Raw genomic sequence first — 21,094 nt, 5'->3', positions numbered from 1 at the left:
GCTTCAGAGCGCGACCAGGTCGCCCACGATGAAGATGATCAGGCCGACCGTCAAGGTCAGCGCGCCCGCCAGACCGAGTGGCATGGTCTTGGCCTTCTCCGCGAATTCGTCCTCGACCCCGGTCAGCCAGTTGATGGTGTCCTTGGCGGCGATGAACGCGCCCGAGGCCACCACCAGCGAAGCGGCCGTGATGTTCCAGCCGTCGGGCAGATCCGACAGCCGGGCCGCCCAGACCAGGCCGAGCACCAGCGCACCCTGCAGAATGGCCCCGACGTGGGCGACATCGAGATAGCGGGGTGCCGGTGGATTGCCCTCGCGCTGCCGCAGCGCGACCAGGGGATATCCCAGGAGCGTCCCGTAGGTGAGGGTCAACAGTCCGCCGATGATGAGGATCTTGTCCGTTGCCGCCATGACGACCCCTTCCGGATGGCTTCACGATAGGAGTGCCCGTGCGGGGCCGCGGGGGTTCACCCGAATCGATGCCCGACCTTGATCCGGGTCAGCCGGTGGCGGTCCTTCCGCTCGTCGCGGTCCGGGCTGCCAGGGCGAATCGCAGTTCGCTGCGGCGGGCGACGGACAGTTTGCGGTACACCCGGGTGAGGTGCTGCTCGACCGTGCTGGTGGTGATGTCGAGGGTTTCGGCGATATCGCGATTGCGGTTCCCGCTCGCGGCCAGTTCGGCGACGCGCCGCTCGGCCGGGCTCAGTGTCTCGAAGCCGCTGCCGCCCAGCGTGTCTCGCGATCCCGGTCCGGAGTCGACCTGCAGTCGGGTCAGGAGCGGTTCCGCGCCGGAGGTTTCGGCGAGCCGCGCCGCCTCGCGCAAGGGCGGGCGCGCCCGATCGGCTTCCCCCAGCGCCCGGTAGGCGGCCCCGAGATCGGCCAGCACGGTGGCCAATTCGAGTTCGTCGCCGCCGGAGCGGGCCAGGGCGGCCGCGCGCCGCAGCAGGGTGACCCGGCGCAGCGGGTCGCCGGTGGCGGCCAGCAGTCGCAGCGACACCCCGCCGCTGTGATGCCGTTCGGCGCCGCCGATCGCGTCCAGGTGCCGGGTGGCGAGGGCGCGGGCCTGCCGCGACTCCCCCGCGGCCAGGCTGACCGCGGCCAGGTCGTTGCGCCACGGCGCGAGCCACGCGAAGTCCAGGCCCCACTCGGTCATGAGCCGGCCGCAGCGGCGGAAATGCCGTTCGGCCTCGTCGAGCAACCCGATGGCGAGGCAGTGCTCGCCGCGGGCGCGCAGATAGCCCAGCGCGAAACGGGTTTCGAACACCGCGAGCGGCAGCGGGCGTTCCAGCTGGGCGGCGGCCTCGACGTGACGGCCCTGCGCGGTGAGGGCGCGCACCAGCACCGCGACGGCCCGGCCCAGCCACACTCCGAGCTGTTCGGCGGGCAGCAGGTTCAGCGCGGCGGTGGCGTGCCCGGCGGCCTTGACCGGATTGCCTTTGCGCAGCAGCGTTTCCGCGCGGGCCGTGGCGAACAGCGCCTGCCAGGTCGGGGCGCGCCGCGCGGTCGCCTCCGCGAGCAGCGACGCGCACCAGGCGTCGGCGGCGTCGAGGCGATCGGTGTGCAGCAGGCAGTCCACGGCGGCCACCAGCACTTCGACGGTGTCGAGCGCGAGGCGGTGCTGGGCCAGCACGCGCTGCGCCGCGGCGGCGGTCTCCTCCGGCGGCCGCTGTTTCCACAGGCCGTCGAGCAGGGCGGCGGCCTGCCGGTGCGCCGAATCACGCTGCCGTGCGGGCGAGCCGGACGCGGCGGCGCGCGGGACAGTGCGCAGCCAGGAGTGCCGCTGTGCCTGGACCGGGTGGGTGTAGCGCAGCCACGCGCCCAGGAAGTCGAGCCGATCACCGAGCGCGGCGTCCGCCTCGCGCCGCAGCCGAAGCAGAGCGTGGTCGGCGTGCAGGATGTGACCGTGCCACAGCATCTGCAGCACTGTCATCGGTAGTTCCGGGCACGGCACCCGCCCGGTGCGCAGGGCCGCCTTGAGCCGCCCGAAGTTGCGGGTGCGCCCCGACGGGTTGATCCGCCATTCCACCGCGACCAGCCGGGTCGCGATGCCCGCCCGTTCGTCGGCGCGGCGGCTGGCCCGGTACGCGAGCTCCAGATAGGTTCCGGCGCTGTCGAGTTCGTCGGCCTCGAAGGCGCGGTCGGCGACCTCCAGGAGCACCTGCGCCGCCCACGATCCGCGGGCGTCGCCCGCCTCGACCAGATGCGCGGCCACCGTGACCGCGGGCAGGCCCTCCCGGCACAGCAGTTCGGCGGCGGCCGCGTGCAGCGCGCGGCACTCCTCGACGGGCAGTTCGCGCAGCACCAGCGCCGCCATGTCCGGGTGCGGGCGGCAGTCGCCGAGGAGCAACCCGGCGCGCGCGAGTTCCGCGATGATCACGCGGATCTCGCCCGGCGCGCGGTCCGTCAGCGCCGCGAGCCGGGCCACCGTGGCCCGCTCGCCCAGCACCGCCGCCGCTCGCGCGACCCGCAGCCGTTCGGCCTCGGCCGTCCGTGTCCCGACACCGGCCCCCACCGGTAATCCCCCTCGGTCCCGTCCGACCGACCGTGCCATCTGAGGTCCCTTCACCGAATCGCGGGCGCCCGGCTGACGGACATGGCACGGCGAGCTTCGGTGTGCGCGAGCGGCATCATTGCAGCGAGGGCGTGTGGACGCCCAGGATCAGCCGGGGCACAGCGGGTTTCGAAATCTACTGCCAAACAGTGTATTTCACTTTCCCCTAGGAGGTGGGGGCGAGCACTCGCGGACGGTAGACCAGGGCCGCGGCCGCGTCGCCGTCCACGCCCAGGAAGACCACGGACCGGGCCTCGTCGAGCATGCCCTGGCCGGCCGCGCTCAGATACGCGTGCACCGGGCCCGCCGAATACGGGTCGCCCGCGAAGGGATCGACTCCGGCCACCGCCGCCGACGGCACCCCGACCCGGTAGGCCACGCGCTCACGGAATCCGGCGACCGGGGCCGGGGCGAGCAGCACCGCCGCGCCGGTGGCGAAGTCGCCGGGCTCGAGGCCCTCGCCGGAAAGGCAGTCCCGCAGCACGGTTTCGGCGAGATCCAGAGGATCGGAGGTGGCGGCGCGCACGGTCAGCGCACCGCGGCCCGCGGTTCCGGCGGCTTCGAGGTCGGCCCAGGCGGTCGGGGTGAGCGGACCGGTGCTCCCTGTCGTGTAGAGACGGCCGAAACCGCCCCCGTCACCGGCGGAGTGCAGCAGGATCGCGGCGCCGCTGGCCGTGTACGGGAAGTCCTCCCGGCCGCGCTCGGTGGTGGGGTGGGTGTCCCCGGCCACGATGAGCGCGTACTCGACATCGCCCAGCCCGGTGAAGCAGTGCGCGGTCATGAGGGCGTGCAGCACCCCGGTGCCGCCGTTGAGCAGATCGAAGGAGAAGGCGGGCAGGCGGCCGGTCGCGTACTCCAGGCCGACCTCGAGGCGCTTCTGGATCAGTGCGGCGACGGCGGGTTCGGCGATATTACTGTCGCGGAACACCCCGGCATTGATCACCAGGCCGACCCGGTCGGCGGAGATCTCGGCGGCGGCCAGCGCCTGCCGCCCCGCGCGGGCGGCGAGTTCGAAATAGCTGCCGGTGTCGGCGTCGGTGCACACGGCCGCGGAAACGATTGCGGTACTCATGGATTCAGGCCTCCAGCCGGGAGATCGTCGCGGCGAGGTGACCGGAGACCACCCCGGACGCCTCGGGGATCAGCAGTACCTTGGAGCCGCGCGGAATTCGCCCCTGCGCCAGGTGTTCGCGCAGCACCAGGAAGTGGGAGGTGGACGCGGTATTGCCGTACTCGGCGTAGATATTGAGCGCCTGCGGCATGGGGGTGTCGAAATGGCGTTCGGTGAGCGAGCTGATGTACTCGATGGCCGGGCCGCTGAACTGGTGGTGGATCCAGTAGTCGTATTTCTCGCTCTCCCAGGCGCGGCCGGTCTCGAACAGGAAGTCGGCCATGCGGGAAATGCCCTGCAGGAATCGGGATTCGCTGGCCAGTGCCCGGTTGTCGGTGTACATGGCGATGCCGGTGGTCTTGTCGCTCGGCATGCCGATGCAGTGTTCCGCACCGGCCGAGGTGGTCATGAGTTCGATGTAGTGGATCTCGTCGTCATCGTCGCCGCGGTCGTCGACCACCACCGCCACCGCGGCGTCGCCGACGGTGAGCGCCGCGAACTGCGGGTCGTAGGGCTTGGAGATCTCACGGGTGGCGGTCTCGGCGATGGGGGTGATCTGCTCGCCGCTGACCACCAGGCCGCGGCGCACCACGCCGGCCTTGATCATGCGGTCCAGCACCAGCACGCCGGTGATCATCCCGGCGCAGGCGTTGGACAGGTCGAAGTGCAGCGCTCTGCCCGCCCCGATGGCGGCGCCCAGCTGGGCGGCGAACGACGGGGCGAAGCAGTACTGCCCGGGCGCGGTGAACCGGGTGATCGAGACCGAGATGATCACGTCCAGGTCCTCGGCCGCGTAGCCGGAGCGTTCCAGGCAATCCTCGATGGCCCGCTGCGCGAGCACGAATGAGGATTCGTAATCGCCGGGGTCGCTGTTGTGCACGCGGCGATTCTTGATTCCGGTAATTCGTTCCAGATCCAAGGCCCGCGGTACCGATAGGGCATTGATGACGTCTTCGGTGGAACGGATGGTGCTGGGTGTATACGCGCCAATGGATTCGAAGCGTGTACGCATGTGGCCCCCTGCTCTCTCGGGTGGATTTCCGTAGGCCCCGATGCCGACTGGAAAGCTACCGCACGGAGGGGTGGACTCGAACGGGGCGATGATCACGGATCAGCCTGTTGTACACAGTATTTCGATTCCCCGTAGGGGTGGGATAGGGGGTGCGGAGTAACCGGTGTCGGTACCGCGAGACACACTAAATCCGTTGTATATCAAACGAATTCGAATCGACACGGCTAGCGGCCGCGGAGAGCCCGGTGTAGCCTCACCGACATATTCCTCGCATTCCTCGACAATTCCCTGGGGGAAGTGTGTCGCATTCCTTGCCCACTGTTTATTGGCGCGCCCTGGATCGATTCACCGATATCGTTTCCGAGCATCCTTCCCGGGCGGCGGTGATCCATGCCGAGGGCCGCACCCGGGCCGGCCTGCCCGACTACCGGCAACTCACCTACGCCGAACTCGACGCGTGGTCGGACACCATTGCCGAGCGGTTCCTCGCGGCCGGCGTGGGCCGCGGCGTGCGCACCATCGTGCTGGTGCGGCCGGGGCCGGAGCTGTACGCGGTGCTGTACGGACTGTTCAAGATCGGCGCGGTGCCGGTGGTGATCGACCCCGGCATGGGCTTGTTCAAGATGCTGCGCTGCCTGCGCGCCGCCGACGCCGAGGCGTTCGTCGGGGTCACCGAGGCGCAGGCGCTGCGCATCGTGTTCCGCGCCTACTTCCGCAAGGTGCGGGTGGCGGTCACCGTGGGCCGCTCCTGGTGGCAGGGACCCACCCTCGAGAGCTGGGGCCGCACACCGGCTTCCGCCCTGCCCGAGCGCGAGCCCGCCCCGAATGACGAGCCGCTGCTCATCGCCTACACCACCGGCAGCACCGGGCCCGCGAAGGCGGTGGTGCTCACCCACGGCAATCTCGCCGCCATGATCGACCAGGTGGACGCCGCGCGCGAGCACGTCGCGCCGGAGACCTCGCTGATCACCGCACCGGTGGCGGGCATCCTGGAACTGCTGCTCGGATCCCGGTGCGTGCTACCGCCGTTGATCCCGTCCAAGGTCGGGGCGACCGATCCCGCGCATGTCGTGGACGCGGTCGAACGGTTCCAGGTGCGGACCATGTTCGCCTCCCCCGCCGTGCTGATCCCGCTGCTGGACCACATCCGCCGCACCGGGGCCGCGCTGCCGAGCATCCGCAGCGTCTACTCCGGCGGCGCGCCGGTGCCGGACAGCTGCATCGCCGGACTGCGCGAGGTGCTGCCCACCGACGCCAAGGTGTACTCGGGATACGGCGCGACCGAGGCGCTGCCCATGGCCACCATCGAATCCCGGGAACTGCTGGGCGAACTCGTGGCGCAGGCCCACACCGGGCACGGCGTCTGCGTGGGCGCGCCCGCGCTGCACGTGCGAGCGCGCATCATCCCCATCACCGATGATCCGCTGCCGGACTGGTCGGATGTCGAGGGGCGGGGCGGCCTCGCGGGCCCGCTCGGGATCGGGGAATTGGTGGTGTCCGGGCCGAATGTCAGCACGCGCTACTTCTGGCCGCCGACCGCGGACCGGGTCGGCAAGGTCACCGACGACGAGGTGATCTGGCATCGCACCGGCGATCTGGCCTGGCTCGACGACGCGGGACGAATCCGGTTCTGCGGCCGCAAGAGTCAACGGCTGGAGACGGCGCACGGGCCGATGTTCACCGTCCAGGTCGAGCAGGTGTTCAACACGGTCACGGGCGTAGCCCGGAGCGCGCTGGTCGGCGTGGGCACGCGCGGCGAGCAACTGCCGGTGCTGTGCGTCGAACTCGAGCCCGGGGCCGACCGCGACACCGTCGAGCGCGAATTGCGCGGGCGGCGCGACGAATTCGAGATCACCAAGCCGGTGACGGAGTTCCTGTTCCATCCCCGCTTCCCGGTGGACATCCGCCACAACGCCAAGATCGGCCGCGAACGGCTGACGGTGTGGGCGGACAAGCAGCTCGGGCAGGGGGCGTCATGAAGGTCTTGGTGACCGGGGCCTCGGGGTTCCTCGGCGGCGCGCTGACCCGCCGCCTGGTCGGCGACGGCGAGCACGAGGTGTCGATTCTGGTGCGGCCCACCAGCGATCTGCGCGACCTGACCCCGGTGCTGGACCACGTTCACCGGGTGGTCGGCGATCTCGGCGATCCGGCGTCCCTGGAGCGGGCGGTCGCGGGCGTGGACGCGGTGTTCCACAGTGCGGCCCGGGTCGACGAGCGCGGCACCCGCGCCCGCTTCTGGGCCGAGAACACCACGGCCACCGCGCGTTTGCTGGCCGCGGCCGCCGCCGGTGGCGCCCGCCGGTTCGTGTTCGTGTCGAGTCCGAGCGCGCTGATGGATCGTGACGGCGGCGACCAGATCGATATAGACGAGTCGGTTCCGTATCCGTCGCGCTATCTGAACCACTACTGCGAGACCAAGGCCGCCGCCGAACGCCTGGTGCTGGCGGCCGATGCGCCCGGCTTCACCACCTGCGCGCTGCGGCCGCGCGCCATCTGGGGCGCGGGCGATCGGTCCGGGCCGATCGTGCGGCTCCTGGAACGGGCGGCGGCGGGGACCCTGCCGGATCTGTCGGGCGGGCGCGGCGTCCACGCCTCGCTGTGCCACGTGGACAATATCGTCGACGCCATGGTCAAGGCCGCGGCCAGCGAGAATGTCGGCGGCAGAGCGTATTTCATCGCCGACGCCGAACGCACCGAGGTGTGGGGGTTCCTCGCCGAGGTCGCCGCCGACCTCGGGTATCCGCCGCCGGGCCGGGCGCTGGACCCGCATCTGGTGGCGCTGGTGGTCGCGGCGATCGAAAACATCCGGCGGGTCCCGTATCTCGCCGAGCACTGGACCCCGCCGCTGTCGCGCTACTCGGTGGCGGTGCTCACCCGCACCGGCACCTACGACACCTCGGCCGCCGCCCGCGATTTCGGATACCGGCCCGTTATGGACCGCGACACCGGCATGACCGAACTGAAATCCTGGATCCACCGCACGGGGGTGATCGCCGGATCCACCCGCTGACCAGCGTTCGGGCGCTCTCCGCGAAACCTTGTGTTACGCGCGGTACCGGCTAGCATGGCTGGATACAGCGCAGTACCGCACTCAATGAGGAGAGCGCCCGATGCCGGCATTCGACTATCACGGCGTATCCGTCGCCTACGACCACGCCGGATCCGGCGATCCGATCCTGTTCCTGCACAATATCGGCGGCGACCGCCACATCTGGACCAACCAGACCCGCGCCCTGGCCGCCACGCACAGCGTCTACGCGCTGGACCTGTTCGGCTACGGCGACTCCGACTCCCCCACCGGCGGTTATACCGTCGCCAACTATGTGCGGCTGGTCTCGGAGTTCATCAGCGCCCACGACCTCACCACTGTGACGCTGGTCGGCAACTGTTTCGGCAGTGCGCTGTCGCTGCTCTACACCCGCGCCAACCCGCAGAACGTGCGCGCCCTGGTGCTGTGCAGCCCGCTCACGGCCGCCACCCTGCGGCCGACACCGACCGGCTGGACCGCCCGCGCCGCGTCCCGCATCCCCCTCGACTCGGTCGCGAGCGCCATCCGCCTGCCCGGCGTCGCCGCCAACCTCGTGGTCCGTGAACAGCTCGGCCCGCGCGGCCGGGCCATGACCTCCCCGTCGTTCACGGCTCTGCGTCACCGCTGGTCCGAGCCTCGCCGCCTGTACCCACCCGCCGCCATCGCGCGCGACCTCCCCACGCTGGCCACCCTCGACACCTTCCACCCCTCCCCCGCCTTCCCGCCCATCACCACCGTCTGGGGCGCGAAGAACCGGATCCTCTCCGCCGCCGCGGGCGCTCGTCTCAACGAAACCCTGCGTCCGGCCCACGCCATCACCGTCCCCGACTGCGGCCACCTGATCATGCTGGAACAGCCCGAAACCGTCACCGCCGCAATCCGTTCCGCGACCACCACCGCTCTCGCGGGCTGAAACGACCAGAGCGCGGGATCCGTTCAGCCGTCCCCGGCCGCGCGGCTCAGGAGCGTGGACAATTCACGCATGCGGTCGACCAGTTCCGGTGGTTCGATGACCCGGAATTCGAAGCCGAAGCCCGCGACGTAGACGGCTATCGCGTCCAGGGAGTTCGCGCCCGCGTGCAGGACGCAGGTGTTCGCGTCCACGGCTTCGAGGACGCCGACCGTCGGAGAGATGACATCGGCGGCCCGGTCGGCGGAGGTCAGCAGGGTGATCCGGGCGCGGTAGCGGTAGGGGGCCGACGTGACGCCCCGGGACACCTGGTCGGCGGCGTCGGGGGCCTCACGCGGGGTGAACCGGGGGCCGGTCGGGATACGCGGGGTGAGACGGTCGACGCGATAGGTGCGCCAGTCCTCGCGGTCGACGTCCCAGCCGGTCAGATACCAGCGGCGGCCGTGGTGGACCAGGCGGTGGGGTTCGATTGTGCGGTAGGAGGTTTCGGTGCCCTCGTGGGTGCGGTAGTCGAAGCGCAGGCGGTGCTGGTCGCGGATGGCGGCGGCGATGGTGGTGAGGGTGTCGGGGTCGACGCGGGGGCCGCCGGAGGGGACCGAGACGGTCGCGTCCTGGAGGGCGGTCAGGCGGTGACGCAGCCGCGACGGGAGCACCCGTTCGAGTTTGGCGAGCGCGCGCAGGGAGCTCTCCTCGATGCCCGCGATGGTGCCGCCCGCGGCGGTGCGCAGGCCCATGGCGACCGCGACGGCCTCCTCGTCGTCGAGCAGCAGCGGCGGCACATTCGCGCCCGCGCCGAGGCGGTAGCCGGCGGAACCGGGCGTGGCGTCGACGGGATAGCCCAGGGCGCGCAGCTTCTCGATATCGCGACGCACGGTGCGCACGTCCACCTCGAGCTGGGCGGCCAGATCCGCGCCGCTCCACTCGCGCGGGGTCTGCAACAACGACAGCAGTCGCAGCAGTCGAGCCGAGGTTTCCAACATGAATTCGATTCTGCCCGACAGCTAGGGCGGAACCTGTCCTAACTGGCTCGTAACGTAGTTCTCATGAGCGAACAGGTCACTCCCTTCCGCATCGACATCCCCCAGACTCAGCTCGACGATCTGCGGCGGCGGCTCGAATCCGCCCAGCTGCCCGCCCCGCTGCCGGGCGACGACTGGGACACCGGCGTGCCCGTGCACTGGCTGCGGGAACTGGTGGAGCACTGGCGCACCGGATACGACTGGCGCGCCGCCGAAGCCGAACTCAACCGGTATCCGCAGTTCCTCACCGAGATCGAGGGGCAGCGGGTGCACTTCCTGCACATCCGCTCGGCCGAACCGGGCGCGGTGCCGCTGCTGCTGACCCACGGCTGGCCCGGCTCGGTGGTCGAATTCCTCGATGTCATCGGCCCGCTCACCGATCCGGCGGCGCACGGCGGCGACCCGGCCGACGCGTTCCACCTGGTCATTCCGTCGCTGCCCGGGTTCGGATTCTCCGGGCCGGTCGCCGACACCGGATGGACGCGGGCGCGGGTCGGCCGGCTGTGGGCCGAGCTCATGCAGCGGCTCGGGTACGAGCGCTACGGCGTGCAGGGCGGAGACATCGGCGGCGCGGTGAGCCCGGAGGTGGCGCGCACGGCCCCGGACAAGGTGATCGGCGTGCACGTCAACGGCGGCACCAACCTGCCCCCGGCCTCGGCCGCCGAGGATCTCGACCAGCTCACCGAACTCGAACGCGACCGGGTCCGCCGGATCGGGGCGTTCATGCGCGAGGAGTTCGGCTACATCGCGATCCAGTCGACTCGCCCGCAGGCGCTGGCCTACGGACTGGTGGATTCCCCGGTCGGGCAGCTGGCCTGGATCATGGACAAGTTCCGCGAATGGACGCACCCCCGCAATGTGGTGCCCGACAAGATCATCGACCGGGATCGCCTGCTCACCAATGTGATGCTGTACTGGCTGACCGGCACCGCGGGCTCCGCGGCCTACGTGGGCTACGCCCAGACCGGTGAATGGGGCGCTCCCGCAACCAATTCCGGTGTCCCGACCGCCGTCATCGCCTTCGCCCACGATGTCTGCATCCGGCGCTACTGCGAGCCGTCGAACACCATCACCCGCTGGACCGACGTCGACCGCGGCGGCCACTTCGCGGCTCTGGAGGAACCGGAGATCCTCGTGGGCGACATCCGCGAGTTCTTCCGCGACCTGCGCTGACCACCGGTGCCCGGAATCCGGTGCGGTCCGGCCGGATTCAGGGCACCAGCGGCCTGACCTGCTCGGCGGCGAAGCGGACGAAGCCGACCGGGTCGGGCTCGTCGCCGGTGGGTTGCAGCACGACACCGGTGGCCCCGGCCTCGGTCCACGCGATCACCGCGTCGGCGATGGCCCGGGCGTCCCCGGTGACCCCGATGCCGGGGATGGTGTCGCGGTTCTCGGCCCGCAGTTCGGCCGCCACCCGGTCGGCGGCTTCGGGCCCGGTGGCGGCGAGCAGGTACACGACGATCGGATACGGTTGCGCCGCCAGGGATTCCGGCCGGGCGGCCCGCACGATCTCGGCGGCCGTGCGGACGCCGGCGGCGGGCGTGGAGCTGGTGAGGATCACCCCGTCGGCCGCCGCACCCACCAGTTCGAGGGTGCGAGGCCCGGTCGCGGCGGCCAGGATCGGCGGCGCTGCGGCCGGTGGCCAGTCCAACGCGACATCGTCGAGCTGAACATACCTGCCCCGCACCGAGATTCGCTGCCCGTCCAGCAGGGCCCGCAATGCCTCGAGGTATTCGCGCAGCAGCGTGATCGGCGAGGCGACCCGCGCCCCCACCTGCCCCATCCAGTCCTGCACCCCGTGCCCCACGCCCCAGATCCCACGCCCGGGGAACATCCGTTCCAGCGTGGCCAGCTCCATGGCGGTGATCGCGACATTGCGCAGCGGCACCGGCAGCACCCCGACGCCGATCCGCACCCGCTCGCTCCAGGCCAGTGCGGCCGCGGCGGTGGCGATCCCGCCCTCGAGGAAGCAGTCCTCCCACAGCCACAGTTCTTCGAGCCCCGACGCGTCGGCCGCCCGCACCACCTCCCGCAGCCGCTCCGGCGGTTGCTGCGGACGGAACACCACTCCCAGCGTCGTCATCCCCCATGCCTACCACGCGGACGGCGGAAACGACTGCGGCCCGGCCCCATTCGAGGGACCGGGCCGCGGGGAAGTTCCGCTCAGCCGAAGTGGCAGACGTAGTGGACCGGCTCCACGACCTCGATGACGAAGCTGGAGTTGCCCGGGACGGAGAAGGACTCGCCGCCCTTGTAGGCGACGGCCTCGGTCTCACCGGCGAGGGTGACGTTGCACTGGCCCTCGAGCAGCTCCATGATCTCCGGCGCGCCCGTGTTGAAGGTCAGGGTGGCGGGGAGGATGACACCGACCGACTTGCTGGTGCCGTCGGCCAGCTCGATGTTGTGGCTCACACACTTGCCATCGAAGTAGACGTTGGCGCGCTTGGTGACGGTGACATTCTCGAACTTCATGCTGCTACGGAGTCCTTCGCTCGGGTGGGGATCCGCCCTGGCGGGCGGTCCGGTTCGCGCCGATCGTACCGGTGACCTCCGGGCAATCGTTCAATCGGGCAGGGCGGCGGCGCCCGCGTCGGCCAGTGCGTCCAGGGCCGCGACGGCCAGCGCCCGGCCCTGCTCGATGATCGGGGCGGCGCGATGGAAATCCATGGTGCCGCAGATGTTCTGCGGCACCGAGATCACCAGGTCGGGCGGGTGAGCGGCGAGATGCTGGCGGGTGATGGAGGCCAGCATCAGGTCGATGGCCCGCTGCGCGACGTCGGTGGCGCGCACACTGCTCAGGGCGGGCGGTTGCTCCTCGACGGGAGCCTCCGGAGTGCGGCCGAGCCGTTGCGCGGAGGCCCGCCACCACTGGGTGAACCAGTTGGTCCGCGGTTGCGCCCGGTCGTAGGCGGGGTCGGGCGGACCGGACAGGTCGACCCCGATGAGCAGATCCGCCTGCCCCAGCGCCATGGTGGCGACCACCGGCAGCGGATCGAGGACGCCCCCGTCGACGAGGACGTGGCCGTCCCGCAGCACCGGGGTGATGAAGCCGGGGATGGCAATCGAGGCGCGGATGGCGGCGTCGAGTTCGCCGTGGCGGAACCAGGTCGAGCGGCCGGTCGTGATGTCGGTGGCGACCGCGATGTAGGGAATCGGGAGCTGCTCGATACACAGTTCGCCGAGCATCTCCCGGATCCGGTCCAGGATCTTCCCCGCCCGGATCACACCGGGCTCACTGAACGCCGGATCCAGCAGGCGCGCCACCTCGAACTGGCCGAGAGTCGTTGCCCAGGAGGTGAATTCGTCGAGCTTGCCCGCCGCGTACAGTCCGCCGACCAGCGCGCCCATCGACGACCCCGCCACCCCGGTGATCTCGTAGCCGCGTTCCCGCAGCTCCGCGATGACGCCGATGTGCGCGTATCCGCGTGCCCCGCCGCTGCCCAGGGCGAGGGCCACCCGTTTGCCGGTCGGGATCGCGCCACCCAGCGGCAGCGCACCGCCGATCGACGCGGTGCTGCTCGTCGGAACCGAATCGCTCGCCGGCACCGAGTCACGCGTCGCCATGGACTTCTCCCGTCTCGACGGCGACCGGACCGACCGGTGCCGACTGCTCGGGCCGCCAGCGCCGCAGCAGGTAGATCCCCAGGGCACAGCCCGCGGTGATCCCCAGCGCCGCGTAGGCGGGCACGGGTTCGTGCGGTACCTGCGGCAGCCGATACCAGTGCGGTGAATAGCCGATCCGCCCGAACGGCCTGCCGCGCAACGCGACCGCCGCCGACGGGACGAACAGCACCGACAGCGCGACCACCGCGCTCGTCGCGCGCCGCGGCAGCGCGGACCCGAGATTGCCGCCGCCCACCAGGCTGACGGCCACCACACCCAGCACCGCCCAGGCCGCGTTCGCGACCCCGGTCAGCGCGAGCAGCGCCGCCACGGCCGCCAGCACCGCCGACGCCGCGATCGCGACATAGGGGCGCGGCCGCAGCCAGGCCACCAGCAGTCCCGCCGCGACCGCTACGTCGATCAGCAGATTCGCCCAGCCCGGACGCGGCACGGTGACCACCGCCGAGGCCGCGGCGCAGAAGGCGAACAGCAACAGCAACAGCACCCCGTCGCGGCCGGGCAGGATCAGCGCGGCCAGGAACGCCCCGACGATCACCAGCGCAACACCCGAGACGACCACCACGACCCGATCACCGCTCTCGGCGAGCCAGCGCGAGGCCCGGGCCAGCGTGAACACCGCGACGGCGCCGGACAGGATCGGGGCCAGCGAGAAGTCCGGTCCCTCACCGGGCATCGGCCTGACGTGACTGCGCGCCGGAAGATTCGCCGCCACCAGCGCCAGCGCCACCAGGATCAGCCACACCGGCGGTGCGCCGCCGAACACGCGGTCCAGGGTGCTCGACCACCGGTCCTCGTCCGGCGGCTGGGCGAGATCCCCGAAGATCACCGAGCTCAGGCAGCCGAACAGGTACGCGCCGCCCGCCAGGGACGGCCTCCACACCACGGGCGCGAGGCAGCCGATGATGACACCGGCGCACAGCGCGTCGACGTAGTTGACGGTGGTCAGCGAATCCATGCCGACCCCGGACATGCCCACGTGATTGACCAGGATGCCCAGCAGCGCGACCGCGACCGCGTACCAGGCCGCGCGGCTGCTGCCGATGCTCACCACCGCGGCCGCGCAGATCACCGCGACCATGGCGCCGGACTCCATGGCCAGCGGCACGCTGCGCACCATGAGGTCGACCTTCTGGGGTGCGGAGGTGAACCAGCCGTAGCTGACGGGCATCATGATCGCCAGCCCGGCCGTCGCGGTGGCGGCGTAGACCGCCGCGAACCGCACCAGCGCCCGCCACTCCACCATGTCCTTGACGGTACGGCGCTCAGCGAACAGCCCGCAATCACGACTCGCGGACGCGCCGGTCCGGATCGGGGGCGCTATCGTTCACCTATGTCTGCTGCAACTGAGATTGTTCGCGTAGATAGTGAGTTCGCGCCCCTGCGGACCGTGGTGGTCTCCCAGAGCGAATTCCGTGCTCCGGACAATACCGAGCTACTCGGCCACGCGATGCCGGTGGAACCGGCCGCGGTGGGCATCCTCGACGTGGTCTGGGGCAAGACCTTCGGCGAGGTGTACCCCGACAAGCAACGCGCGTGGGAGGCCGAACGCGACGAGCTCGCCGCCGTCCTGGAACGCCACGGCGTGGAGGTGCTGCGCCCGCGCCTGTTCACCGCCGCCGAGAAGGCGGCCGCCGGACCCGGGGGCTACGCCAACTTCTTCGTCCGCGATCCGTGGTTCACGGTGGGCGAGAACGTGATCGAGGGCGTACTCCAGTTCCCGCACCGCCGCCGCGAGGTGCTGCCCAGCCGCGACCTGCTGCTGGCGCGCGTGATGCCCGCCGCCGCGCACTACGTCTCGCTGCCGCAGCCGGGCATCGGTCATCCGGGACCCGGTCCGTTCCTCGAGGGCGGCGATGTCCTGGTCCTCGGCAAACAGGTCTTCGTCGGCCTGTCCGGGATGGCGAGCAACGCTCTCGGCTACAACTGGCTCGCGAAATACCTTCGCCCCCAGGGCTTCACCGTCACGCCGGTCCGCATGCCCGAGCACGTCCTGCACCTGGACTGCGCCCTGGGACTGGTCCGCGAGGGGCTGCTCATCGCCTGCCCCGACCGACTCCCCGACGGCCTGCCCGCGGCGCTGCGCGACTGGGAGCGCATCGAGGTCACCGAGGACGAGGCGGCCGCCATGGCCACCAACGGACTGCCCATCGACAGCGAAACCTACATCACCGACCCGCAATTCGACCGCGTCGGCACCCAGCTCAAGGAACGCGGCATCACCGTCGAGTACATCGACTTCTCGGTGTCGCGGCTGTTCGGCGGCGCGTTCCGGTGCTCCACCCAGCCGCTGCTGCGCGCCGAATGACCGCTCCCCCACCCCGTTTCGGGGTGGAGGGACGTCAGGCGGCGGAGGTCACGCGGTAGACGTCGTAGACGCCTTCCACATTGCGGACCACATTGAGCAGGTGCCCGAGGTGCTTCGGGTCGCCCATCTCGAAGGTGAACTTGGAGATGGCGACCCGGTCACCGGAGGTGGTGACCGCGGCCGAGAGGATATTGACCTTCTCGTCGGCGAGCACCTTGGTGACGTCGGAGAGCAGGCGGGTGCGGTCGAGGGCCTCGATCTGGATGGCGACCAGGAAGACCGACGACGGCGACGGCGCCCACTTGACCTCGATGATGCGTTCGGGCTCCGAGCGCAGCGAGTCGGCGTTGGTGCAGTCGGTGCGGTGCACGCTGACCGCGCCGCCGCGGGTCACGAAGCCCATGATCTCGTCGCCGGGCACCGGGGTGCAGCACTTGGCCAGCTTGGAGACGGTGCCGGGCGCGCCCGGGATCTCCACGCCCGCGTCACCGGTCGTGCGCTGGCGGGCGGGCACCGTGGACGGCGTGGACCGCTCGGCCAGTTCGTTCTCGACATCGCTGACGCCGCCGAGCTGGGCCATGAGCCGCTGCACCACGTGGTGCGCGGACACCTGGTTCTCGCCGACGGCCGCGTACAGCGCGGAAATGTCGGTGTAGTGCAGTTCGTGGGCGAGGGCGCTCATGGCGTCCACGCTCATCAGACGCTGCAGCGGCAGGCCCGAACGACGGACCTCCTTGCTGATGGCGTCCTTGCCCGCCTCGAGGGCCTCCTCGCGGCGTTCCTTGGCGAACCACTGCCGGATCTTGGCCTTGGCGCGCGGGGACACCACGAAGTTCGACCAGTCCCGCGAGGGGCCGGCGTTCTGGGCCTTGGAGGTGAAGATCTCGACGACCTCACCGTTCTCCAGCTGCCGTTCCAGCGCGACCAGGCGGCCGTTGACGCGCGCGCCGATGCAGCGGTGCCCGACCTCGGTGTGCACCGCGTAGGCGAAGTCGACCGGGGTCGACTTCTGCGGCAGCGTGATCACGTCGCCCTTGGGGGTGAACACGAAGATCTCCGGCGACTTCAGGTCGAAGCGCAGCGACTCCAGGAATTCGGCCGGGTCGGCCGCCTCCCGCTGCCAGTCGAGCAGCTGACGCATCCACGCCATGTCGTCGACTTCGGTGGAGTCGTTGGAGTGCTTGCCCTTGGTCTCCTTGTACCGCCAGTGCGCGGCGATGCCGAACTCGGCGGTCCGGTGCATGTCCTGGGTGCGGATCTGCACTTCCAGCGGCTTGCCGTCGGGGCCGACCACGGTGGTGTGCAGCGACTGGTAGACGCCGTAGCGCGGCTGGGCGATGTAGTCCTTGAACCGCCCGGCCATGGGCTGCCACAGCGAGTGCACGACGCCGACCGCGGCGTAGCAGTCGCGCACCTCGTCGCAGAGGATGCGGATGCCGACCAGGTCGTGGATGTCGTCGAAGTCCTTCCCCTTGACGATCATCTTCTGGTAGATCGACCAGTAGTGCTTGGGGCGGCCCTCGACGACGGCCGTGATCCGGCTCGAGGCCAGCGTGTTGACGATCTCGGCGCGCACCTTGGCCAGGTAGGTGTCGCGCGAAGGCGCGCGGTCGGCGACCAGCCGCACGATCTCGTCGTACTTCTTGGGGTGCAGGATCGCGAACGCGAGGTCCTCGAGCTCCCACTTGACCGTGGCCATACCGAGGCGGTGGGCCAGCGGCGCGATCACCTCGAGGGTTTCGCGGGCCTTCTTGGCCTGCTTCTCCGGCGGCAGGAAGCGCATGGTGCGCATGTTGTGCAGCCGGTCGGCGACCTTGATCACCAGCACGCGAGGGTCGCGGGCCATGGCGATGATCATCTTGCGGATGGTCTCGGCCTCGGCGGCGGCGCCCAGGTTGACCTTGTCCAGCTTGGTGACGCCGTCGACCAGGTGGGCGACCTCGGTGCCGAATTCGGCGGTCAGCTCGTCGAGCGAGTACCCGGTGTCCTCGACGGTGTCGTGCAGCAGGGCGGCCACCAGGGTGGTGGTGTCCATGCCCAGCTCGGCCAGGATGTTGGCGACCGCGAGCGGATGGGTGATGTACGGGTCGCCGGACTTCCGGAACTGGTGCTGGTGCTTCTCGTCGGCGACGTCGAAAGCCCGTTGCAGCAGAGCCAGATTCGCCTTCGGGTACAGCTCGCGGTGCACGCTGGCGAGCGGTTCCAGTACCGGCTTGACCGCCGCGATGCCGCGCTGCCCGGTCATCCGGCGGGCCAGGCGGGCGCGGACGCGGCGGGAGGCGGAAGTGGGGACGGCGGTGGTGTTGCGGGCGGCGGCCGCGGACTGTGCGTTGGCCGCCGGGGTGGCGGATCCTTCCTCGGGCGATTGCCCCGAGTTCGCCTTCTCCAGATGCTGTGTCATGCCACCTCCGCTCGCGGCCTCGAAAGGAAAACCATATCGGACCGTTCAACCACCCAGATCATCCACTTTAGTCCTGGAATCGGATCACGACCGGGGCAGCGTCCACCGCCGGTGCCAACCGCTCCGGAGCGATGAACGATACCCGTCCTGCTCACTGTTCGCTCGGACTCGCCTCGAGCCCGTCGCGGGTCAGTTCCAGCCGTCGTGTCACCCCGATGCCGGCCAGGAATCGCGGGTCGTGGCTGACCACCACGAGCGCGCCCTGGAAGCTCGCCAGCGCCTCGGTGAGATGGGCGAGGCTGGGCAGATCCAGGTTGTTGGTCGGCTCGTCGAGCAGCAGCAATTTCGGCGCCGGTTCGGCCAGCAGCAGCATGGCCAGCGCCGCCCGCAGCCGCTCCCCGCCCGAGAGCGCCCCGGCCGCGACGTCGGCGTCGGCGCCGCGGAACAGGAACCGGGCCAGCTGGGCGCGGATCCGCTCGGGTGCGGCGTGCGGCGCGGTGGCCGCGACGTTCTCGAACACGGTCTTCGATTCGTCGAAGACGTCGAGGCGTTGCGGCAGCATGCGCCACGGCACGGCCGGGCCCGCCTCCTGAATGCGGTGCAGCAGCGTGGTTTTGCCGATGCCGTTGCGTCCGGTGAGCGCGATGCGTTCGGGCCCGGTGATTTTCAGGGTCACGGTGGGTCCGCACGCCAGTCGCGCCTCGGTCAGGTCGAGGACGTCCTGGCCCGGGTAGAGCCGGGTGCCGGGCAGGTCGACGCGGATCTCGCGGTCGTCGCGCAGCCGGTCCTGCATGTCGGTCAGATGATCCTTGGCCTCCTCGACCTTGCCGATGTGGTTGTTGCGCAGCTTGCCCGCCGACACCTGGGCCTGGCGTTTGCGCTCGCCCATGACGATCTTGGGTTCGCGCTTCTGGTCCCACATCTTCTGCCCGTACCGCTGGCGGCGGTCGAGTTTGATGCGGGCTTCGACGAGTTCGCGCGACTGCTTGCGGACATCGCTGCGCGCCTCCCGGACGGCCGCGCGGGCGGCTTCCTGTTCGGCGTCGACGATCCGTTGGTAGTCGGTGAAGTTGCCGCCGAAGAGCCGCACCTCGCCGTGCCGTAGTTCGGCGATGGTGGTGACCCGGTCCAGCAGTTCGCGGTCGTGGCTGACGGTGAGCACGGTGCCGGGGAACTGGCCGACGACCTCGTAGAGCCGCTCGCGCGCCACCCGGTCGAGGTTGTTGGTCGGTTCGTCCAGCAGCAGCACGTCGGGTTCGCGCAGCAGTTCGGCCACCAGGCCGAGCAGCACGGTCTCCCCACCGGACAGGGTGTCCAGGCGGCGGTCCAGGTGCGCGACATCGCCTGCGACGTAATGCAATCCGAGCCGACCCAGCAACGCGACGGCCCGTTCCTCGATGTCCCAGGCCGTGCCGACGGTCTCGAAGTCGGTGTCGTCGCCGGTCCCGGATTCGATGCGGTGCAACGCCTTCCGGATCTCCGACAGCCCGAGCACCTCGTCCACCCGCTGTCCTGCGGCGAGTCCGAGATCCTGACGCAGGTACCCGCACCGCCCCGGCATGGTCACCGAGCCGCGCTGGGCGCGCAATTCCCCGGTGAGCAGGCGGAACAGGGTCGATTTCCCCGCGCCGTTGGTGCCGACCAGGCCGACGTGACCCGGTCCGAACTGTGCGTCGAGTCCGTCGAACACAGGGGTGCCGTCCGGCCACGCGAAGGTGAGATCGGAAACAGAAATAACAGGCATAGACATACGGGTCTCCCGAGAGTGAGCGAATGCGGCGCGCGATTGCGGGCCACTCGGCGATCACCTCAGAAGATCAACGGCATGTCTCCGATCAGACGGGAATGAGAACCGAACTACGGTAACGGACATCAACAGACCGGGGCAAGAACATATTTCGTGAGCCGAGTCTCAGCGCACGTCAACGCGCCGTGACGCGCAGATACCCGAGCGCCGCCAGCGCCAGCGCGGCGGCCACGCCGAACATGACCGTCACGCCGTGCCCCAGGGTGACCCCGCCCAGCACGCTCCCCGCCCCGATGCCGAGGTAGATGCAAGAGGCGTTCAAGGCCACCACCAGCCCGGATTCCGCGGGCGCGGCGGCGAGGAGCCGGTGCTGTTGCGCGGGCGTCTGACACCAGGTCGCCGCGCCCCAGCCGAGCGCCAGCACACCGACGAGCACGGGAAGCCGGGCACCGGTCGATGCCAGCACGGCCATGACGCCGAGAGAGACGGCCATCAGCGCGTACCCGGAGGTGAGCACAGGGACGGGTCCGAACCGATCGGTGGCGTAGCCCGACGACAGATTGCCCGCGATCGCTCCGACCCCGTACAGGCCGAGCACCCACGCGGTGTCCGATGCCCCGATTCCCAAGGCCCCCAGGGCCGGAACCGCGTACGCGTACACGGTGTAGGCCGCGCCCATGCCGAGCACGGTGAGCGGCAGCACGGCCGCCACGGATCGATCGCGCAGCACCGCCAGCCGAGTCGCCAACGGCACCACCGGATTTCCGGGCAGCGCCGGCACCCACGCCGCGACTCCCGCCGCGGCGACCGCGCACACGACCGCGACGCCGATCAACGCCGACCGCCACCCCATCCGCTCGGCCAGCAGGTCACCGAGCGGCACGCCGAGCGCGGTCGCCACGGTCAGACCGCCGACCACGACGGCCAGCGCACGCGCGCGGGCCCGCGGCGGAACGAGCGCCGAGGCCACCGCCGCCGCGTTCGGGGTGAAGGCGGCAGCCCCGAGCGCGGCCACGATCCGGGTGGCCAGCAGGATCCAGAACGCCGGCGCCAGCGCCGAGCCGAGGTTGGCCAGGGCGAGCACCAGCAGCGCCGACACCAGCAGGGTCCGGCGCGGCAGCCGCGCGGTGAGCGTCGCCAGCACCGGCGATCCGAGCGCGTAGGTGGCGGCGAAGACCGTCACCGCCAGTCCCGCACTCGCGAGCGAAACCCCCAGCGTCCCGGCCACATCCGGCAGGAATCCGGCCAGAATGAACGAGTCGGTGCCGACGGCGAACGTGCCCAGCGCCAGAATCCCCGTGCGCCGCAGCCCGTTCCGACCGGCGACGGGCGCGGGTGCGGTCGAACCAGCCTTAACCGGGATACTTGTCATCCCGAATCTCCTTC

The 21,094-nt window shown here is 70.5% G+C and carries 17 protein-coding genes; 5 read left to right on the top strand and 12 right to left on the bottom strand.

What is annotated here, in order from left to right; all coding sequences use genetic code 11:
* Positions 1 to 3 precede the first annotated feature (3 nt).
* From ACQP06_RS14710 to ACQP06_RS14695, 4 genes are all read right to left on the bottom strand, one after another.
* Positions 4 to 411, bottom strand: a complete 408-nt coding sequence (locus tag ACQP06_RS14710; RefSeq protein ID WP_433672719.1) for a hypothetical protein — start codon at positions 409 to 411, stop codon at positions 4 to 6.
* 88 nt (positions 412 to 499) lie between these two features.
* Complete coding sequence (locus ACQP06_RS14705) at positions 500 to 2,512, bottom strand: LuxR C-terminal-related transcriptional regulator (protein ID WP_433672718.1); 2,013 nt, start codon at positions 2,510 to 2,512, stop codon at positions 500 to 502.
* Between the two features lie 205 nt (positions 2,513 to 2,717).
* Positions 2,718 to 3,623, bottom strand: coding sequence for a hypothetical protein (locus ACQP06_RS14700; RefSeq protein WP_433672717.1), 906 nt, complete (start codon positions 3,621 to 3,623; stop codon positions 2,718 to 2,720).
* A 4-nt stretch (positions 3,624 to 3,627) separates the two neighbouring features.
* Positions 3,628 to 4,674 carry a 3-oxoacyl-ACP synthase III family protein gene (locus ACQP06_RS14695; protein WP_433672716.1) on the bottom strand — a complete coding sequence of 349 codons (1,047 nt, stop codon included), beginning with the start codon at positions 4,672 to 4,674 and terminating at the stop codon, positions 3,628 to 3,630.
* Between the two features lie 311 nt (positions 4,675 to 4,985).
* Between ACQP06_RS14695 and ACQP06_RS14690 the strand changes: the two genes are divergently transcribed.
* The 3 genes from ACQP06_RS14690 to ACQP06_RS14680 all read left to right on the top strand — a co-directional run bounded on the left by ACQP06_RS14690 (position 4,986) and on the right by ACQP06_RS14680 (position 8,615).
* A complete protein-coding gene (locus ACQP06_RS14690) occupies positions 4,986 to 6,653 on the top strand; it encodes a fatty acid CoA ligase family protein (protein WP_433672715.1) in 1,668 nt (555 codons plus the stop codon).
* Complete coding sequence (locus tag ACQP06_RS14685; protein ID WP_433672714.1) at positions 6,650 to 7,684, top strand: NAD-dependent epimerase/dehydratase family protein; 1,035 nt, start codon at positions 6,650 to 6,652, stop codon at positions 7,682 to 7,684. The genes ACQP06_RS14690 and ACQP06_RS14685 overlap by 4 nt, the downstream gene beginning before the upstream one ends.
* Before the next feature lie 100 nt (positions 7,685 to 7,784).
* Entirely contained in the window at positions 7,785 to 8,615 is an 831-nt protein-coding gene (locus ACQP06_RS14680; protein ID WP_433672713.1) for an alpha/beta fold hydrolase, read from the top strand.
* Between the two features lie 23 nt (positions 8,616 to 8,638).
* Here ACQP06_RS14680 and ACQP06_RS14675 read toward each other — a convergent pair whose 3' ends face one another.
* Positions 8,639 to 9,592 (bottom strand): helix-turn-helix transcriptional regulator, encoded by a 954-nt coding sequence (locus tag ACQP06_RS14675; protein ID WP_433672712.1) that lies wholly within the window; start codon positions 9,590 to 9,592, stop codon positions 8,639 to 8,641.
* A gap of 63 nt (positions 9,593 to 9,655) precedes the next feature.
* Here ACQP06_RS14675 and ACQP06_RS14670 point away from each other — a divergent pair, with 63 nt between their 5' ends.
* Positions 9,656 to 10,804: an epoxide hydrolase family protein gene (locus ACQP06_RS14670; protein ID WP_433672711.1), complete on the top strand. Its 1,149-nt coding sequence runs from the start codon at positions 9,656 to 9,658 to the stop codon at positions 10,802 to 10,804.
* 37 nt (positions 10,805 to 10,841) lie between these two features.
* Here ACQP06_RS14670 and ACQP06_RS14665 read toward each other — a convergent pair whose 3' ends face one another.
* From ACQP06_RS14665 to ACQP06_RS14650, 4 genes are all read right to left on the bottom strand, one after another.
* The gene (locus ACQP06_RS14665) at positions 10,842 to 11,714 is read right to left on the bottom strand and encodes an LLM class flavin-dependent oxidoreductase (protein WP_433672710.1); all 873 of its coding nucleotides are present in this window, start codon (positions 11,712 to 11,714) and stop codon (positions 10,842 to 10,844) included.
* A gap of 80 nt (positions 11,715 to 11,794) precedes the next feature.
* Complete coding sequence (locus ACQP06_RS14660) at positions 11,795 to 12,103, bottom strand: pyrimidine/purine nucleoside phosphorylase (protein ID WP_357288183.1); 309 nt, start codon at positions 12,101 to 12,103, stop codon at positions 11,795 to 11,797.
* A gap of 90 nt (positions 12,104 to 12,193) precedes the next feature.
* A complete protein-coding gene (locus ACQP06_RS14655; RefSeq protein ID WP_433672709.1) occupies positions 12,194 to 13,195 on the bottom strand; it encodes a patatin-like phospholipase family protein in 1,002 nt (333 codons plus the stop codon).
* Positions 13,182 to 14,498, bottom strand: coding sequence for a hypothetical protein (locus ACQP06_RS14650; protein ID WP_433672708.1), 1,317 nt, complete (start codon positions 14,496 to 14,498; stop codon positions 13,182 to 13,184). Before ACQP06_RS14650 ends, ACQP06_RS14655 begins: the two co-directional genes overlap by 14 nt.
* A gap of 87 nt (positions 14,499 to 14,585) precedes the next feature.
* Here ACQP06_RS14650 and ACQP06_RS14645 point away from each other — a divergent pair, with 87 nt between their 5' ends.
* On the top strand, positions 14,586 to 15,560 hold the full coding sequence (locus ACQP06_RS14645; protein ID WP_433672707.1) for a dimethylarginine dimethylaminohydrolase family protein: 975 nt from the start codon (positions 14,586 to 14,588) through the stop codon (positions 15,558 to 15,560).
* A gap of 34 nt (positions 15,561 to 15,594) precedes the next feature.
* On the opposite strand, the gene ACQP06_RS14640 is transcribed toward ACQP06_RS14645, so the two are convergent.
* From ACQP06_RS14640 to ACQP06_RS14630, 3 genes are all read right to left on the bottom strand, one after another.
* Positions 15,595 to 17,961 (bottom strand): RelA/SpoT family protein, encoded by a 2,367-nt coding sequence (locus ACQP06_RS14640; RefSeq protein WP_357288192.1) that lies wholly within the window; start codon positions 17,959 to 17,961, stop codon positions 15,595 to 15,597.
* A 151-nt stretch (positions 17,962 to 18,112) separates the two neighbouring features.
* The gene (locus ACQP06_RS14635) at positions 18,113 to 19,711 is read right to left on the bottom strand and encodes an ABC-F family ATP-binding cassette domain-containing protein (protein ID WP_433672706.1); all 1,599 of its coding nucleotides are present in this window, start codon (positions 19,709 to 19,711) and stop codon (positions 18,113 to 18,115) included.
* Between the two features lie 172 nt (positions 19,712 to 19,883).
* Complete coding sequence (locus tag ACQP06_RS14630) at positions 19,884 to 21,080, bottom strand: MFS transporter (protein ID WP_433672705.1); 1,197 nt, start codon at positions 21,078 to 21,080, stop codon at positions 19,884 to 19,886.
* Positions 21,081 to 21,094 lie beyond the last annotated feature (14 nt).

It is taken from the genome of Nocardia sp. CA-136227 (assembly GCF_050955695.1).
Classification (GTDB): domain Bacteria; phylum Actinomycetota; class Actinomycetes; order Mycobacteriales; family Mycobacteriaceae; genus Nocardia.
Note: the sequence above shows the minus strand (reverse complement) of the source record. Positions and strands in the feature narration are given on the sequence as shown.

Excerpts from the sequence above, each read along its gene's own strand:
- ACQP06_RS14710 (WP_433672719.1), bottom strand. The coding sequence starts at position 411 with ATGGCGGCAACGGACAAGATCCTCATCATCGGCGGACTGTTGACCCTC.
- ACQP06_RS14700 (WP_433672717.1), bottom strand. The coding sequence starts at position 3,623 with ATGAGTACCGCAATCGTTTCCGCGGCCGTGTGCACCGACGCCGACACC.
- ACQP06_RS14695 (WP_433672716.1), bottom strand. The coding sequence starts at position 4,674 with ATGCGTACACGCTTCGAATCCATTGGCGCGTATACACCCAGCACCATC.
- ACQP06_RS14685 (WP_433672714.1), top strand. The coding sequence starts at position 6,650 with ATGAAGGTCTTGGTGACCGGGGCCTCGGGGTTCCTCGGCGGCGCGCTG.
- ACQP06_RS14680 (WP_433672713.1), top strand. The coding sequence starts at position 7,785 with ATGCCGGCATTCGACTATCACGGCGTATCCGTCGCCTACGACCACGCC.
- ACQP06_RS14675 (WP_433672712.1), bottom strand. The coding sequence starts at position 9,592 with ATGTTGGAAACCTCGGCTCGACTGCTGCGACTGCTGTCGTTGTTGCAG.
- ACQP06_RS14670 (WP_433672711.1), top strand. The coding sequence starts at position 9,656 with ATGAGCGAACAGGTCACTCCCTTCCGCATCGACATCCCCCAGACTCAG.
- ACQP06_RS14665 (WP_433672710.1), bottom strand. The coding sequence starts at position 11,714 with ATGACGACGCTGGGAGTGGTGTTCCGTCCGCAGCAACCGCCGGAGCGG.
- ACQP06_RS14660 (WP_357288183.1), bottom strand. The coding sequence starts at position 12,103 with ATGAAGTTCGAGAATGTCACCGTCACCAAGCGCGCCAACGTCTACTTC.
- ACQP06_RS14655 (WP_433672709.1), bottom strand. The coding sequence starts at position 13,195 with ATGGCGACGCGTGACTCGGTGCCGGCGAGCGATTCGGTTCCGACGAGC.
- ACQP06_RS14650 (WP_433672708.1), bottom strand. The coding sequence starts at position 14,498 with ATGGTGGAGTGGCGGGCGCTGGTGCGGTTCGCGGCGGTCTACGCCGCC.
- ACQP06_RS14645 (WP_433672707.1), top strand. The coding sequence starts at position 14,586 with ATGTCTGCTGCAACTGAGATTGTTCGCGTAGATAGTGAGTTCGCGCCC.
- ACQP06_RS14640 (WP_357288192.1), bottom strand. The coding sequence starts at position 17,961 with ATGACACAGCATCTGGAGAAGGCGAACTCGGGGCAATCGCCCGAGGAA.
- ACQP06_RS14635 (WP_433672706.1), bottom strand. The coding sequence starts at position 19,711 with ATGTCTATGCCTGTTATTTCTGTTTCCGATCTCACCTTCGCGTGGCCG.
- ACQP06_RS14630 (WP_433672705.1), bottom strand. The coding sequence starts at position 21,080 with ATGACAAGTATCCCGGTTAAGGCTGGTTCGACCGCACCCGCGCCCGTC.